We start from the raw sequence: 16,682 nt of genomic DNA on the forward strand, positions 1-16,682 counted from the left end.
ACAGAAAGATGAATATAAAAATAGCTGTAATCGGTTTAGGATATGTTGGATTGCCCTTGGCGAGGCTTTTTGCAACAAAATATCCAGTGGTAGGTTTTGATATTAACCAAAAACGAATTGATGAACTTAATCAGGGTTTGGATACGACGTTGGAGGTGGATGAAGCGTTATTGAAATCTGTTTTAATTGAGCAACCCTTGGTTCAGGATGGACTTTATTGTTCCTCCCGTTTGGAAGATATTGCTGAATGTACTTATTATATTGTAACGGTTCCTACACCGGTTGATAAAAACAATCGACCTGATTTAACTCCTTTATATAAATCGAGTGAGACGGTTGGAAAAGTTTTGAAAAAGGGTGACATAGTAGTTTATGAATCGACTGTTTATCCGGGAGTCACTGAAGAGGAATGTGTACCGGTTTTAGAAAAAATCAGTGGATTACAGTTTAATGTTGATTTTTATGCCGGTTATTCACCTGAGCGAATTAATCCGGGCGATAAAGAGCATACCGTAGAAAAAATCCTAAAAGTAACAGCAGGTTCTACTCCTGAAATAGGTAAAAAAGTTGACGATTTATATAAATCCGTTATCACCGCCGGAACTCATTTAGCTCCCACCATCAAAGTGGCGGAAGCAGCAAAAGTGATTGAAAATTCGCAACGAGATATTAATATTGCCTTTGTAAATGAATTGGCCAAAATATTTAATATTCTAAACATAGATACGCAAGCTGTATTGAAAGCTGCCGGCACTAAATGGAATTTTCTTCCTTTTAAACCCGGTTTAGTAGGTGGTCATTGCATCGGTGTTGATCCTTATTATTTGGCACAGAAAGCACAAGAGGCCGGTTATCATCCAGAAATAATTTTAGCCGGAAGACGTTTGAATGACAGTATGGGAGAGTATGTAGCCTCGCAGGTAGTCAAGCTAATGATAAAAAAAGGCATTACGATTAACAGTGCCCGAGTATTGATGTTAGGAATAACTTTTAAAGAAAACTGTCCGGATGTTCGCAATACTAAAATTGTTGATGTTATTCATGCGTTATCTGATTATGGAATAGATGTTTCTATTTACGATCCATGGGCTAGTGCAGCGGAAGTGAAACACGAATATGGTTTAACCCTTTCGAATCAATTAACAAACGAGCAATTTGACGGAATTGTTTTGGGGGTTGCACATAAGGAATTTTTAACACTTGATTTTGATTCTATCAAAAAAGAACATGCGGTAGTGTATGATGTGAAAGGTATTTTAACAACACAAGCAGACGGGAGACTATAGTCGGTTGTAGGTTGTAGGTTGTAGGTTGTAGGTTGTGGGTTGTAGGTTGTAGGTTGTAGGTTGTAGGTTGTAGGTTGTGGGTTGTGGGTGTAGGTTTAATGAATAAAAATAGTGTAGTTTTATGAGAAAAATTTTAATTACAGGTGGGGCAGGGTTTATTGGTTCACATGTTGTTAGACGATTTGTGAACAACTATCCTAACGTTCAAATTTTTAATTTGGATGCCTTGACCTATGCCGGTAATTTAGAAAATATTAAGGATATTGAGCAAGCACCTCATTATACCTTTATCAAAGGTGATATTACCGATGCCCCTTTTATTGATGCTCTTTTTCAACAGCATCAGTTTGACGGTGTCATTCATTTGGCTGCTGAATCGCACGTTGACCGTTCCATCACTGATCCGTTGGCATTTGTAAAGACTAACGTAATCGGGACGATGAATCTGTTGAATGCTTCACGAGCCATTTGGAAAGATAGTACTGAAGGTAAACGTTTTTATCATATTTCAACCGATGAAGTATATGGTACATTAGGAGCTACCGGTTTGTTTACCGAAGCATCTTCTTATGAACCTAATTCGCCTTATTCGGCTTCAAAAGCTGCCTCCGATCATTTTGTACGGGCCTATGGTGAGACTTATGGTTTACCTTATGTAATCACCAATTGTTCAAATAATTACGGACCTAATCATTTTCCTGAAAAGTTAATTCCGTTGTTCATCAATAATATTATTCACAACAAACCATTGCCTGTTTACGGTGATGGCAATTATACCCGTGATTGGTTATTTGTTATCGATCATGCGATTGCCATTGACTTGGTATTTCATCAAGGAAAAAATCACGAAACCTACAACATTGGCGGTTTTAACGAGTGGAAAAATATAGATTTAGTTCATCTTTTGTGTCAAAAGATGGATGTTAAATTAAATCGACCCGTCGGTACCTCTGCACAATTGATTACCTATGTAAAGGACCGCCCCGGTCACGATTTGCGTTATGCTATCGATGCTACCAAAATTAATAAAGACTTGGGTTGGAAACCCTCTGTGACCTTTGAGCAAGGTTTGGAAAAGACAATTGAATGGTTTTTAAGCAATGAAGAATGGCTTTCCAGTGTTACGTCCGGTGAATATCAGCGTTACTACGAAAAGCAATATTTATCCTAAAAGCAAATAGATATGAAAGTATTGGTTACGGGAGCGGCCGGTTTTATTGGGTATCATTTGTCTGAGAAATTACTTTCAGCCGGTTATACCGTGGTTGGATTAGATAATTTGAATGACTATTATGATGTTAATCTGAAATTTGGGCGTTTGGAACAACTCGGAATTACTGCTTCCTCTTTTACTTATAATACGTTGTATTCCGGTTCAAAACACCCTCAACATTTTAGTTTTATAAAACTCAATTTAGAAGATAAGGATGCTGTTGATGCATTATTTGCGAATGAGAAGTTTGATTTGGTTTGTAATTTAGCCGCTCAAGCCGGAGTTCGGTACAGTCTTGAACAGCCTTTTCAATATGTTGACAGTAATGTGAGTGGTTTTTTATCTATTTTGGAAGGTTGCCGGAATCATGGGGTTAAGAAATTAATGTATGCGAGTAGTTCCAGTGTTTACGGCTTGAATGAAAAGATTCCATTTTCCACTGATGATGTTGTAGATCATCCGATTAGTTTGTATGCTGCCACCAAAAAAGCGAATGAATTAATGGCTCATACCTACAGTCATCTTTTCGGTATTCAAACTATTGGGTTGCGTTTTTTTACCGTGTATGGTCCATGGGGAAGGCCTGATATGGCCATGTTTTTGTTTACCGATGCGATTTTAAACAATAAACCAATAAAAGTTTTTAATCACGGCAATTTGTCCAGAGATTTCACCTATGTGGATGATATTGTAGGCGGCATGTTAAAAATTGCTCAGGCATTTCGCGATGATACCATTACAACAACCTATAAATTGTATAATATTGGGAACAGTAAACCAGTTAAGTTAATGGATTTTATTGATGCCATTGAGACAATTACTAATAAAAAAGCAATCAAAGAACTGTTGCCAATGCAACCCGGTGATGTAGAAAAAACATGGGCTGATGTTGAAGATTTAAAGAACGATTTTAACTATAACCCCAACACTGATGTTAACGCAGGTGTTGCTGCTTTTGTTGAATGGTATAAGGATTATTATTCACTTTAATCAGATGATAAAACTATCTGTTGTCATACCGGTTTATAATGCCGAGAAACACCTTAAAGCGTGTATTGAATCGCTTTTAAGTCAAACTCTTGCCGGGTTGGAATTCATTTTTGTAAACGATGGTTCCCAAGACAACAGTCCGCAAATTATTGCCTCTTACCAAGCCACTGATTCACGGATTACACTAATTAATCAATCTAATCAAGGGGTTAGTGTTGCCAGAAATAACGGGATAACAGTAGCTCAAGGCGAATACATCGGTTTTGTAGATGCGGATGATACAATATCAGCTGATTTTTTTGAACATCACTACACGTTGGCAGTTCAACATCAAGTTGACATTGTGGTATCTAACTTTATGCAAGAGCAAGGAGGTTATATTATTCAGGTTAAATCAACATTTTCCTCAGAAAAAGTATTGGATAAGAGCTATATTGATTCTATTTTATTACCAACCTTTATAAAAAATAGTTCTTTAAACACTTGTTGGAATAAAATTTATCGAAAAGACTTTGTTCATCAATTTGATATTAAATTCCCTGTTGGTATTGCTTTAGGCGAAGATGGTATTTTTAATTTAAAAGCATTTAACAAAGCCAACACCGCTTTTTTCACCAATTATAGTGGTTATCTTTACAAAGAAATTGAAGGAAGTGCTACGCATGATTTATCAAAAAAAGACTATTTTAAAAGAGCTTTAGAGGTTTATCATTTTGATTACGAATCACTTTTAAAAAAAAATTATGGTTCAAAACAAATAGAAGAATGGCGATCTATCCGTTTAGTTGAGAGTGTCATGTCATATGTTAATCTTTATCTTGAGCCTAATCCATCGATTTCTTCTTGGTTTGGAATGCGGTATGTTAAAAAAATGATTTCGCATCCTATCATTGAAAATTCTATTCAAAAATATGAAAAACCACTATTTCAAAATAAATCAAAATACCAACAATTTCTATTAAACGCTATTAAAAGTAAAAGTATAACCGCACTATTTTTGGCAGTTCGCTATAGTGCTTTTAGAAATAAAAAATAAAATTAGATATGAAAATTCTATTATTTTTCCATGGAGGAAGTAAAAACAGAGGTTGTGAAGCTATTGTTCGTTCCGGTATTCCCATTATCAAAAAGTATATTCCCCATGCGGAGATTAGTTTACTTTCTCAAGATTTTGAATCAGACAAGAATATGCCCGGTATTACCAATTTGTTTGATGACAGTAGAGTAGAAATTAAAAAGTATAGTTTTGAATGGTTTGTTAGTTTGCTCAATCTGAAATTGTTTGGAAATGAGAATTATGCCATCCGTATTAACTATCAAAAGATTTTTAAACACATTCCTACCCATGATGTATTTTTATCTATTGGAGGTGACAACTATTGTTATGGTGAACAACCTTGGCTTTATGAAGTGGACAGGCAAATAAAAAAAGCCGGTAAAAAATTAATTCTTTGGGGAGCTTCTATTGGAAGTGAAGACTTGTCTCCTGCCAAAGTAACCGATTTAAAATCGTTTGATTTATTACTCGTTAGAGAGACATTGACTTTTCAAAACCTAACTGAAAAAGGAATACAAAATGTGAAATTATGTGCTGATGGTGCTTTTACGATGGAAAAAGAAGAACTTCCTTTGCCGGAGGGTTGGCAAGAAGGCAATACCATTGGGTTTAATTACAGTCCATTAGTATATAAAAGAAATAAAGCGTCTAAAGAAGCTTCTATCCAATTGATTCAGTATATTTTGGATACAACTACTATGACAGTAGCTTTAACCCCTCATGTTATGATTCAAGGGAATAATGATAATGAAATTTTAGAGGAATTTTATCATCACTTTAAATCTAGTAACCGGGTTATTTTGTTGCCGGATACTTTGAACGCTATTCAATACAAAGGCTATATAGCCCGAATGCGTTTTTTTATTGGAGCCCGAACCCATGCCACCATAGCTGCATATTCTAATAATGTTCCAACCATGGTCTTGGGTTATAGTGTTAAGTCAAAAGGAATTGCGAAAGATATTTTTGGTACCGAACGCTTGGTTTTAGGAATTAACGAAATTGCGGATACACAAAAATTGATACAAAAATTTGATGAATTAGTAAGTGATGAAGCAGCACTTCGTGAAATTTTATCTAAACAAATACCGCATATTCAATCCATGTCTTATAAAGCCGGTGAGTATTTAGCAAAAATAGTTTAAGATGAAGAAAAAGCTTCTGTTTGTCATACCGTCTTTGGATGCAGGAGGAGGGGAAAAAAGCCTCGTTAACTTGCTCAATACAGTTGACTATGACCACTATGAAGTTGATTTACTCGCTTTTCAGCCTAAGGGCTTATTCCTTTCCAGTATTCCAAAACAAGTTACTTTGCTTTCCATTCAAGGAAATTATTCCACATTTACGAGTGGTTTGCTTCGTTCGTGCCTAACGTTTTTAAAGACAGGAAATTTAAGTCTGATTTTTCATCGTCTTGTCTATACCCTAAAAAATAAATTTATAACCAACAAAGGATATGCCGAGCAATCTTCATGGAAAAACCTCCGTAAAGCCATTCCGGTTATTGCAAAAAACTATGATTCGGCCATTGGTTTCTTAGAAAAATCATCCAATTATTTTGTGGTTGATAAAGTACGAGCGACTCAAAAAATAGGATGGATTCATACGAATTATTCTAAGTCCGGAATGCAACCTTCTTTTGATTTAGCTTATTTTTCAAAACTGGATTTTGTTGTAACCGTTTCGCAAGAGTGTGCTGCCGATTTAAAAGTAAATTTTCCAGCTTTTCATTCTAAATTTAAGCTTATTCATAATATAGTTTCAGCCGGTTTGGTTCGTCAATTAGCAGAAGAAGAACCTGATGTTGCCTTGGACTGGACTAAGTTTACTATCATCACCGTAGCCCGGTTGAGTTATGAAAAAGGCTGTGATATGGCTGTAGAAGCTTGTCAACTTTTGGTTAATAAAGGCCTTGAACTTCAATGGGTTTTGATTGGAGATGGCAATGAACGCAAAAACTTGGAAGAACAAGTAGCCGCCAATGGTTTACAAAATCAATTTGTATTTTTAGGATTAAAAGCTAATCCTTATTCGTTTGTTAAGCGAGCTCATTTGTATGTGCAACCCTCACGTTATGAAGGTAAGTCGATAGCGATTGATGAAGCGAAGATTCTTCAAAAACCTATTGTAGTAACTGATTTTGATACCGCTAAAGACCAAATTATTCATCAAAAAAATGGTATTATTTCACCAATGGATCCTGCGAATTTGGCAGAAGAAATTTTTAAAATCTATCAAAATACAACCATTCAGAACGATTTAATGTTAAATTTGTCTAGTGAACCAATTGATTCTGAATTAGAAATAGAAAAATTATACGCACTTATTCATGCTTAGTAGTAAAAAGAAAATACTTTTTATCATTAATAATCTTCATTGCGGAGGAGCAGAAAATGCTCTTGTTTCCTTGTTGCAAGTGTTTGATTATGAGCGGTATGATGTAGATTTGCTTTTGATGAAAAACGAAGGTGTTTTTTTAAAAAAATTACCCAATCAAGTTCATTTGTTACCCGCTCCTAAGGAGATTCCTTACTTTGATATGTCGATTAAGGCAGCTGTTTTAAAAAGCTTAACCGGATTTCGATTGGATATTATTTTAGCTCGTTTGGTTTATTTTTTTTATGTGAAAAACGAATCAGTTCCTACGATTAAAGACCAAAAATTGTGGCGTGCTTTGCGGATATGTTTGCCTAAGCTTCCTCAAAAGTATGATGTAGCCATCAGTTACCTTGAGAATATTCCGAATTGTTATAATGTGGATAAAGTGAGTGCCACCAAAAAAATAGCTTTTATTCGGAATGATTATGCTAAGTTGGGCATGGATCCCGCCTTAGATCGACCCTATTTTAAACAATTAACGGCTTTGTTGACTGTTTCTCAATCTTGTGAAGCTATTCTACATAAACTTTTTTCCGATTTACCTATTCAAATTGGGACGATGCAAAGTGTTTTTTCTTTAGACACGATTAAAGTGATGGCAGAAGAACCAATTCAAGAGGATTTTTCAGGAATCACTATTGTATCTGTCGGGCGATTGTATCCACAAAAAGGTTTTGATTTAGCCATAGCCGCTTGTTCTATTTTGGTTCAAAAAGGATATGCTATTAAGTGGTATGTGTTGGGTGAAGGGAATTTGCGAAACGAATTGCAACAACAAATCAATCGTTTGCATATTACTGAAAATTTTTTTCTACTTGGTCAAAAGGAAAACCCCTATCCTTATTTGCAAAAAGCAACCCTTTATGCACAAACTTCTCGATTTGAAGGGAAATCTCGTGCGTCTGAAGAAGCAAAAATTTTGCAAAAAATTATTTTAGCCACCAATTTTCCAACCGTTTCTGACCAGCTTACGCATCTTGAAAATGGCTATATTGTTGATTTGAATGCTGAAGCCATTGCTGAAGGAATTATACAATTGATTGAAAATAACAAAATTGGAGAACAACTTAGGCAGAATTTAAGTACTTCCCAAATTAATAACGAACAAGAATTAAAAATTCTTTATGATTTAATTGAAAAATAAAAGATATGCTATTCAATTCCATTGATTTCGCCATTTTTTTGCCAATCGTTTTTGTACTGTATTGGTTTGTGACCAACCGCAACCTGAAATTGCAAAATCTCTTGATTGTTGTTGCCAGTTATGTTTTTTACGGCTGGTGGGACACTCAATTTCTTTCGTTAATTCTTTTTAGTACAGTGGTTGACTACCTTGTTGGGGTTGGATTATTAAAACAGGAGAATCAAACCAAACGAAAAATTTTACTTTGGATAAGTATTATTGTCAACCTCGGGTTTCTTGGTTTTTTTAAATATTATAATTTCTTTTTAGACAATTTTGTTACAGCCTTTACTTTTTTAGGGATGCCAATCAAAGCAGGTATGTTAGAAATCATTCTTCCGGTTGGAATTAGTTTCTATACTTTTCAAACCATGAGTTATTCCATTGATGTGTACCGTCGAAAATTAGTGCCTACTACAGATTTTGTTGCTTTTTCGGCCTTTGTGAGTTTCTTTCCTCAATTAGTAGCAGGACCCATTGAACGAGCTACCCATTTACTTCCTCAATTTTATAAAAAAAGAGAATTTAATTATACACTAGCTATTGATGGTTTACGCCAAATTTTATGGGGATTATTCAAGAAAATTGTCATAGCCGACAATTGTGCCGAGTATGCCAATATGATTTTTAATAACTCAGATTCACATTCCGGAAGCACTTTGGTGTTGGGAGCGTTGTTTTTTACGTTTCAAATCTATGGTGATTTTTCAGGATATTCAGATATTGCTATTGGTACTTCACGGTTGTTTGGTTTTGATTTGATGCGAAATTTTGCCTTTCCCTATTTTTCAAGAGACATTGCTGAATTTTGGCGGCGTTGGCACATTTCGCTCTCCACGTGGTTTAGAGATTATCTTTATATCCCGTTGGGCGGAAGTCAGGGGGGTATGAACATGAAAATCAGAAATACATTTATTATTTTCATTGTCAGCGGTTTTTGGCACGGAGCCAATTGGACTTTTATCGTTTGGGGATTTTTGAATGCATTGTATTTTTTACCTTTATTACTTGCCAATAAAAACAGGAATAACCTTGAAGTGGTTGCTATGGGTAAATTATTACCTTCGGCCAGGGATTTCTTTGCTATTTTAACCACCTTTAGCTTAACTGTTTTTGCTTGGATTTTCTTTCGAGCCGACAATATAACGCATGCCTTTAGTTATATTAAAGGAATATTTACGTCAAGTTTATTGAGTGTTCCAACGATTCTTCCCTTTTCCCTTTTTGGCTTATTGGCTTTTTTTATGACTGTAGAATGGGTGGGAAGAGGCGAAGCCTATGCCCTTGAAGCCCTTGGTTCAAGATGGAAAAGGCCTTTGCGATGGGGGTTTTATTATGTGATTATCTTTTTGATATTCTTTTTTATGGGAAAAGAACAAGAATTTATTTATTTTCAATTTTAAACAAATGAAAGTATTCTCATTAAAACTTATTATATTTTTTATACCCATTGTAGTTCTTGCAGTTGGGTTGGAAATTTATTTTAGAAATGTAGAAAACGCTTTTAAAATTAAAGCTGATTTTCAACAACAAAATATAGACAAAATTGAGACGCTAGTTTTAGTAACTTCTCATAGTCAAAATGGTATAAATCCAAAATATTTTGACAACTTAACATCAAACTTGTCATTTGGATCTCAGGATATTCAATTAGATTCAGCCCTTTTATTTCATTATGTGGACAAAATGAAAAATTTAAAAAACATTATAATAGAACTGGATTATCATCGGTTGGATATAGAAAATGATAAAACTTATTTTCGACTACCTTGGTATTATATATATCATCAAGTAGAAATTTATCCCATAAAACCTTTGAATAGGGTATCCTTGTATTCGTCAAATACTGATTTTTTTAACCTGAATTTAATGAATAGCTTAAAAGGTGCTACTAAAAAGCAAAAGATTAATAAATTTGGTTTTGTTGAAGAAAATTACACAAATGATTTTTTACCATTAAATTATGATTCTGTTCATATTTTTAAAACAGCAAGTGAAAGATTAAAAAATAGACATCAAGAGGATTCAGAACAATCAAGAATTAAAAATAAAAAAAGACTTGATGCTATGATTAACTATTCAATTAAAAAAGGTTTGTCTGTCTATATTGTTTCCACTCCTTTGTATGAAACCTATCGTAATCATAAATCAGTTTTAAAAGATAGTTATCGAAAAAAATACATTGACAGTTTGGTAACTTATTCAAAGATAAAGTATTTGGATCTTGAAGATTCGTCACTTTTTATTCTAAAAGATTTTAGTAATGATGATCATCTAAATGCAACCGGAGCAAAAAAATATACCTTGTTGTTAAACGAAGCTATTAATTCTAATTAAATGAAAATTTTTTTACTAAAATGTACAGCTTTCATTGTTCTTCTACTTTTAGTTATAGTAGTAATTCGTGCTTTTATTGTTCAGCAAAAGAAAAATCCGGAACGGTATAGACTTGATGCTTCTATTGAAAACATAGTATTAGGGCATTCGCAACCGGAGTGTGGTTTAAACGACAGTTTAATCGCTAATACCAAGAACTTAAGTCAAGGAGGAGAAGCCTATTTTTACACTTTTACCAAACTCAAAAAACTGATTGAAGTAAATCCAAATTTAAAAACGGTTTATTTGTCGTTTTCTAACAATCAATTGGAGAAAAAAATGGATGAATGGACGTTTGATGCCGTGTTTATAAACGATAAGTATCCTGCCTATTTCTTTGCTATGGATTTTGAAGAAAAAAAAATACTTTGGAAAGCAAATCCAAAAGCAGTTCTGCAATCGGAACAATTACTTTTGAAAAATAACATGGTCGATTTGGTTAAGTACAAAGGTAAAATTAGACCGGAGACCTATTGGGGTGACTACCTTTATTTGGAGCGTGAAAAAACAGATTCGTTGATTCGAGTGAATTATATTCAAACTATAGTGAAAGAAAGAGGGAATGGTATTTCTGAAATTAATCTTACCTATTTAAAAAAAATTGTGCAATGGTGTAAAGATCAAAATATTCAATTGATATTCTACCGAACGCCTGTGCATACTGTTTTAAGAGAAACGTATGATAAAAAAGCATTTGATTCTATTCGGAAAAAGCATTTTAGCACGATACCATATTTGGATTGTATTGATTTTCCGTTATCCAATCAAGAGTTTGGCGATTTTGATCATTTGAATTACAAAGGTGCGAGAAAATTTTCCATCTTCTTTAATCAATTAGTACAGCAAAAAGTTACTTCTGAATTTGAAATAAAAGAAAAAATACTATCTGAAAGTCAACCAGAGAAAATTGTTTCTGAGTAGTAGATTATCAAACCAAAAAAGAAAGCTATGATTATCATTCTCCTCCTTATTGCTCTTGTTGTTTTAGTATTGCTTATCGATTGGATTCCACAATTCAATACATGGCAGAGTCGTATCAAAATTGGTCGGGTTACTGATAAAAGGCAATGGCAATCAGTAGTTACTCAAAAATCACTGCAATGGTTAAAAAACACACCAACTATCAAATTGACTGATAACAATCGATTGATTATCATTGATATCTTACGTGGGAACTACAAACGGGATTCTATTCAGCATTGGCAAGAAGCGGCATTGGTTTTGGGGCTTACCGCAGAATTTTCGCAAACTAAAAAAGAAAATACCAAGATACAGATTGAAAACTATATAAAACGAAAAATTAAATCTGATGGTAACTGGGTAAATCCCATTACTGAAAGTGATGGCGTAATTTTAGGCTATGCTTTTATTCAAACTCCTTGGTTAAATCATGAAAAACTAAAACCGGCATATGACAGTTTGTGGAATTTGATTAAAGAATTGAAAGGTAATCATTCCTCAGTCACTTACAAAAGACATACTCAAAAATTCCGTTATGTGGATACGATTGGGTTTATTTGTCCTTTTTTAATTGAATACGGGCAAAAGTTTCAGGTGCCAGAAGCAGTTGAGTTAGCTATTGCTCAATTGGAAGAATTTAATGCTTACGGAATGTATCCTAATCAATTTATACCGTGTCATACGTATGCTACGCAAACTAAACTACCAGTAGGTTTGTTTGGATGGGGAAGAGGATTGGGTTGGTATGCCATTGGTTTGATTGATGCATGGCGAGCGTTAGACAATGAACACCCCAGAAAGAAAGAAATGACCCAATGGGTGGAACAATTTGCCCGTATGGCGTTGCGTTTTCAGCGAGAGAATGGTTCTTGGGGATGGTTAATTATGCAAGATAATTCCAATTCAGATTCTTCAACAACTGCTACATTGAGTTGGTTTTTAACGAATGCTTCTTCTATCACTTCTATAGAAAACGAATGTATACAAGCCACTGATAAAGCCCTTCAATACCTTATGAAAGTCACCCGCCGAGACGGTGCTATCGATTTTTCGCAAGGTGATACGAAAGCGATTGGGATACATTCGCAAGAATTTGACATTTTACCGTTTACTCAAGGGTTTGCTTTGCGGAGTGTTTCAACTTTACCATAGTATGACGTTTTTTTAACTTTAATCTTTTTTTTCTGACAAAATTTTTCTTAACTTAGTGCAGAAATTAATTTCTGCCACATGAAAAGAAAATTACTTTACCTTTTTTTATTTGTTTACAGCTTTAGCCAGGCTCAATGTTTTGGTTCTTTACGCTACCCCGGTTATACCGTTTTACCGGATGGCACTTTGTGGTATTGGGGATACGCAGGATTTTATACCGGTTTTGGTTTTCCAGTAGGTAGCCCTTTAGTTTTTATGCCTTTTAATCAAATTGGGACTGATTCCGATTGGTCACAAAAATACAGTGCAATCGGTCACCAGTTGTTTATTAAAACGAATGGTGAATTGTGGGCTTGGGGTTTTGGTACAAATGGTCAGATAGGTAATGGAACAATTGGCTCTCAAAACTTTTACACATCACCAATATTAGTAAGTACCGAACATTGGATAGAAGTGGCTGGGTATCAAGCTCATTCTTTAGGAATCAAAGCTGATGGAACACTCTGGGCATGGGGAAGAAACGATGTTCATCAATTGGGTTTAAACAGTACCGCCGGACATATTCTTGTTCCAACGCAGGTAGGTGTTGATAGTAATTGGTCAAAAATATTTTGTTCCAGTAGTGCTAGTTTAGCCATTAAAACCGATGGAACATTATGGGCATGGGGAAGGGCTGCTTGGTATTCTTTTGCTATTAATTCGAATGGAGCACTGCCTCAACAAGTAGGCACAGATACTGATTGGATAGATGTTTTTGCTGAAAACGGACCCTATTTTGCTATAAAAAGTAATGGTACCTTATGGACTTGGGGCCCAAATCCCAATTCTTTATATACAGGGTTTTATGGAAATGGTTTTCCGGATACAAATGATTATGAACACGGCCCTGTTCAAGTAGGGACAGATTCCGATTGGATAAAAGTTAGATCTACTGAAAGGGATATTATTGGTTTAAAATTGGATGGAACAGTTTGGCTTTGGGGACAAAATTTTTCAGGGCTTTTGGGTTTAGGTTTAAGTGGAAGTCAATTCACTCCTCAGCAATTGGGTAGTCAAACTAACTGGGTTGACATTGGAATGAGAGGATTATTCTATGCTTATAACAGTGATGGACAACTCTATAATTGGGGGACTACTATTGACTATGACACCTATCAAACAGTTTATATAACTTCTCCTACACCCTATGGGGAGCCGTGCCTTTTATCGATAAAAGAGGATAGTAAAAGTGACCTACTTATTTATCCGAATCCTGTTGTAGATCAACTCACGATTTCATTACAAAATACCACCACAGAAGTAAACAAACTATTTATTTACAACAGTTTAGGACAGTTAGTACTCGAAAATCAATTTACTCAAAATGAAATTTCCATTCCGGTCAGTCATTTGGCTAATGGGGTTTACTTTTTACGTGTTGATCATGGTGACGGTGTTGAGCAAGTAAAGTTTGTGAAGCGGTAATAATTATTTTTAGTAACCTTAATTCTTAATTTATGAAAAAAAGTAGCATTTTGATTTCAATTTGTGTTATGCTCTTCAGTATCAACACCATTAATTCACAGGAATTGGTTCCCGCACCTCCAGGTATGGAACAACAAGAATCTAGAACTACAGTTTGGAACGGTACGTGGAGTAAAGGATTTCCAAATAAGGAAAAAACCGCCATTATTAAAGCGGATTTAATTATCACAAATTATTTAGAAGCAAAAGAATTGATTATTGATAATGGGTTTTCAATAATTATTAAAAATGGAGCTTTAGTGAAAGTAAACAATTTACTTGATGAAGATATAAAGCAAAAAATCACATTAGAAGATGGCGGATCATTTTATTATAAAGAAAATGGTGTTCAAGATAATAATTCAATTTTGGGTGGGGAAAATATTACAAGAACTACTTTTCATGTAAAACAATATGCAAGTATGTTTATATCATCGCCAGTTTCGGGTCAAGATATAGGTTCTACTCATCCGTCTTCAGCTTACAATCAACATCAATATAATTCTTCTACTTCTTCGTGGCAGTTCATTCCACCAAGCCATATTATGGTTCCAGGAAGAGGTTATGTAGAAACAGTTGTTGGAAATGGTGTTTTTGGAAATCCAATTGAGGTTCTCTTTCCTCCTTTACCTGCTGGTCAATATAATCAAACCTTTACCGGTATAGCTAACTCTGGAACTATTCAAACTCCAATTATAGGAAATGCACCCAATTTAATAGGAAACCCTTATGATGATTTTTTAGATGCCGATGCTTTTTTAATGGATACAGCCAATGCAAATGTAATAGGAGGGCCAATCTTGTTATGGACAAGAAATACGGAAGCTTCCACTGGAGTACCTGGAACTCAGACATTTAATTTTACAGCAAATGATTATTCAACTTATAATTTGTTAGGGGGAGTTTCAGCAGGAAGAAATATTACATTAGATGCTAATCCATCTAATTTAAATCAGAATATTTATGCTATTCCCAATGGTAAAATCCGAATGGGTACTGCTTTTTTTATCAGAGGACTAAACAACGGAAACATAACCTTTACTGAGGACATGAGAACTTCTGATGATGGGGGTAGCGAACAACAATTTAGAAGTGCTGAAAATCAAAATACAATCTTGTCAGCTCCTGAAAGACACAGAATATGGATTAATTTAGTTGAGGGAGATGGAACAAATCCCAATGCTCCGTTCAGACAAACCTTAATTGGTTATGCTGGATGTACAACGACTACATCAGAATGTCCGACAAATGGATCAAATGATAGATTGTTTGATGCTCAACGTAATTCTAATACAAATCCTGCATTTGAAGTTCTTTCGTTGGCTCCCTCTTCAACTGAACAACTTATCATTCAAGGGAGAAATGTAGCAAATTTTAATATTAATGATCAATTTCAATTATATTTAAGAGAAAATACAAATAATCAAATAACAGATTTTACTTTTACTGCAGAGCAAGATGGAATGTTTGATACTCAACCTTATTTTATTTGGGATAATGGTACTATTTATCCATTACCTCATCAAGTCACAATAAATTTTGCCACAGATGCAACTCGGTTTAGAATTGTTTTTAAATCATTATTAACAAAAGTGGTAGATTCTCAATGTGGAAGTACACTTCAAAATATTACTAACAGTATATATGCTGATATAGTAGCTGGGGCTAATAGATATAGATGGGAAATTACTAAAGAAGGTGTTAGTCCAATGGTATTCGAAACTGTAGGTAGAACATTAAGCTTATTGAATTCAAGTTTTATAGGTTTCACAACATTTGATACTGAATACACGATTAGAGTCGCTGCAAGAGTAAATGGTGTTTGGCAACCTTATTGGATTAGCTGTGTTGTAAAAACTCCTCCTTACCCGACTACTCAAGTTCAAGGACAATTCTGTAACATACAAATTGGAGATTCGGACGATATTATACAAGCGATTAAGGTAACTAATTTATCTATTCCAGCAGGTCATAATAATCGTTACAAATTTAGGTTACGTAATCTTGATGGAACATTTCTAGATGATTATGAGAACCCACATGGTTTTTCAAGATGTCAATTAAGGTCATCAAGTTTCGTTGGTATACAAGCAAATACTACTTATTTGATAGATGTATGTTATGGTATAAATGGAGAATTTGGCCCGTATGGTCCTGAATGTGAAATTACCACTCCTGCCACAATTGAATTTCGTCAAAGTGAAACAAATTTTGAAATTAAAGTAAAAAGCATTCCAAACCCATATGCTGAAGATTTCACAATTGAACTAAAAACTGATTCAGAAGAAACCATATTAGTAAGTGTGTATGATATGTTTGGCAGAAATATTGATTACAAAGAAATTAATTTTAATGAACTAAATAAATTTAAATTTGGAAGTTCATATCCAGCCGGAATCTACAATGTTATTGTTACACAAGGTAGAATGAGAGAATCTCTAAAAGTGATAAAAAAATAATTTTGTTTTTTTTAGATTAAAAAAGGATACTGTAATAGTATCCTTTTTTTATGTATAAAACCAATAGCATATATTTGCAGCCTAATTAAAATTGATATAGTTTACTATAATGTAAATTGAACAT

Annotated in this window: 13 protein-coding genes; all 13 read left to right on the forward strand. The window is 34.4% G+C overall.

Features of this window, described 5'->3' with window-relative positions; all coding sequences use genetic code 11:
- Positions 1-8: 8 nt before the first annotated feature.
- A complete protein-coding gene (locus ACIQ0M_RS04165; RefSeq protein WP_396150023.1) occupies positions 9-1,286 on the forward strand; it encodes a nucleotide sugar dehydrogenase in 1,278 nt (425 codons plus the stop codon).
- 121 nt (positions 1,287-1,407) lie between these two features.
- Positions 1,408-2,457, forward strand: a complete 1,050-nt coding sequence (rfbB, locus tag ACIQ0M_RS04170; protein ID WP_396150025.1) for a dTDP-glucose 4,6-dehydratase — start codon at positions 1,408-1,410, stop codon at positions 2,455-2,457.
- A 12-nt stretch (positions 2,458-2,469) separates the two neighbouring features.
- A complete protein-coding gene (locus tag ACIQ0M_RS04175) occupies positions 2,470-3,489 on the forward strand; it encodes an NAD-dependent epimerase (RefSeq protein WP_396150027.1) in 1,020 nt (339 codons plus the stop codon).
- A gap of 4 nt (positions 3,490-3,493) precedes the next feature.
- Complete coding sequence (locus ACIQ0M_RS04180) at positions 3,494-4,525, forward strand: glycosyltransferase (RefSeq protein WP_396150029.1); 1,032 nt, start codon at positions 3,494-3,496, stop codon at positions 4,523-4,525.
- Between the two features lie 8 nt (positions 4,526-4,533).
- Positions 4,534-5,691, forward strand: a complete 1,158-nt coding sequence (locus ACIQ0M_RS04185) for a polysaccharide pyruvyl transferase family protein (RefSeq protein WP_396150031.1) — start codon at positions 4,534-4,536, stop codon at positions 5,689-5,691.
- Between the two features lies 1 nt (position 5,692).
- A complete protein-coding gene (locus ACIQ0M_RS04190) occupies positions 5,693-6,883 on the forward strand; it encodes a glycosyltransferase (protein WP_396150033.1) in 1,191 nt (396 codons plus the stop codon).
- Entirely contained in the window at positions 6,876-8,069 is a 1,194-nt protein-coding gene (locus ACIQ0M_RS04195; protein WP_396150035.1) for a glycosyltransferase, read from the forward strand. The genes ACIQ0M_RS04190 and ACIQ0M_RS04195 overlap by 8 nt, the downstream gene beginning before the upstream one ends.
- 5 nt (positions 8,070-8,074) lie before the next feature.
- Positions 8,075-9,511, forward strand: a complete 1,437-nt coding sequence (locus ACIQ0M_RS04200; RefSeq protein ID WP_396150037.1) for an MBOAT family O-acyltransferase — start codon at positions 8,075-8,077, stop codon at positions 9,509-9,511.
- Between the two features lie 4 nt (positions 9,512-9,515).
- Positions 9,516-10,445 (forward strand): hypothetical protein, encoded by a 930-nt coding sequence (locus ACIQ0M_RS04205; RefSeq protein ID WP_396150039.1) that lies wholly within the window; start codon positions 9,516-9,518, stop codon positions 10,443-10,445.
- Complete coding sequence (locus tag ACIQ0M_RS04210) at positions 10,446-11,405, forward strand: hypothetical protein (RefSeq protein WP_396150041.1); 960 nt, start codon at positions 10,446-10,448, stop codon at positions 11,403-11,405.
- A 27-nt stretch (positions 11,406-11,432) separates the two neighbouring features.
- Positions 11,433-12,596, forward strand: a complete 1,164-nt coding sequence (locus ACIQ0M_RS04215) for a glycoside hydrolase family 88 protein (RefSeq protein WP_396150043.1) — start codon at positions 11,433-11,435, stop codon at positions 12,594-12,596.
- Positions 12,597-12,674: 78 nt separating this feature from the next.
- On the forward strand, positions 12,675-14,060 hold the full coding sequence (locus ACIQ0M_RS04220; protein WP_396150045.1) for a T9SS type A sorting domain-containing protein: 1,386 nt from the start codon (positions 12,675-12,677) through the stop codon (positions 14,058-14,060).
- 32 nt (positions 14,061-14,092) lie between these two features.
- Positions 14,093-16,558, forward strand: a complete 2,466-nt coding sequence (locus ACIQ0M_RS04225; RefSeq protein WP_396150047.1) for a T9SS type A sorting domain-containing protein — start codon at positions 14,093-14,095, stop codon at positions 16,556-16,558.
- Positions 16,559-16,682 lie beyond the last annotated feature (124 nt).

It is taken from the genome of Flavobacterium sp., assembly GCF_044339515.1.
GTDB lineage: Bacteria > Bacteroidota > Bacteroidia > Flavobacteriales > Flavobacteriaceae > Flavobacterium.

Excerpts from the sequence above, each read along its gene's own strand:
- ACIQ0M_RS04165 (WP_396150023.1), top strand. The coding sequence starts at position 9 with ATGAATATAAAAATAGCTGTAATCGGTTTAGGATATGTTGGATTGCCC.
- ACIQ0M_RS04205 (WP_396150039.1), top strand. The coding sequence starts at position 9,516 with ATGAAAGTATTCTCATTAAAACTTATTATATTTTTTATACCCATTGTA.
- ACIQ0M_RS04220 (WP_396150045.1), top strand. The coding sequence starts at position 12,675 with ATGAAAAGAAAATTACTTTACCTTTTTTTATTTGTTTACAGCTTTAGC.
- rfbB (WP_396150025.1), top strand. The coding sequence starts at position 1,408 with ATGAGAAAAATTTTAATTACAGGTGGGGCAGGGTTTATTGGTTCACAT.
- ACIQ0M_RS04175 (WP_396150027.1), top strand. The coding sequence starts at position 2,470 with ATGAAAGTATTGGTTACGGGAGCGGCCGGTTTTATTGGGTATCATTTG.
- ACIQ0M_RS04215 (WP_396150043.1), top strand. The coding sequence starts at position 11,433 with ATGATTATCATTCTCCTCCTTATTGCTCTTGTTGTTTTAGTATTGCTT.
- ACIQ0M_RS04185 (WP_396150031.1), top strand. The coding sequence starts at position 4,534 with ATGAAAATTCTATTATTTTTCCATGGAGGAAGTAAAAACAGAGGTTGT.
- ACIQ0M_RS04180 (WP_396150029.1), top strand. The coding sequence starts at position 3,494 with ATGATAAAACTATCTGTTGTCATACCGGTTTATAATGCCGAGAAACAC.
- ACIQ0M_RS04210 (WP_396150041.1), top strand. The coding sequence starts at position 10,446 with ATGAAAATTTTTTTACTAAAATGTACAGCTTTCATTGTTCTTCTACTT.
- ACIQ0M_RS04195 (WP_396150035.1), top strand. The coding sequence starts at position 6,876 with ATGCTTAGTAGTAAAAAGAAAATACTTTTTATCATTAATAATCTTCAT.
- ACIQ0M_RS04225 (WP_396150047.1), top strand. The coding sequence starts at position 14,093 with ATGAAAAAAAGTAGCATTTTGATTTCAATTTGTGTTATGCTCTTCAGT.
- ACIQ0M_RS04200 (WP_396150037.1), top strand. The coding sequence starts at position 8,075 with ATGCTATTCAATTCCATTGATTTCGCCATTTTTTTGCCAATCGTTTTT.
- ACIQ0M_RS04190 (WP_396150033.1), top strand. The coding sequence starts at position 5,693 with ATGAAGAAAAAGCTTCTGTTTGTCATACCGTCTTTGGATGCAGGAGGA.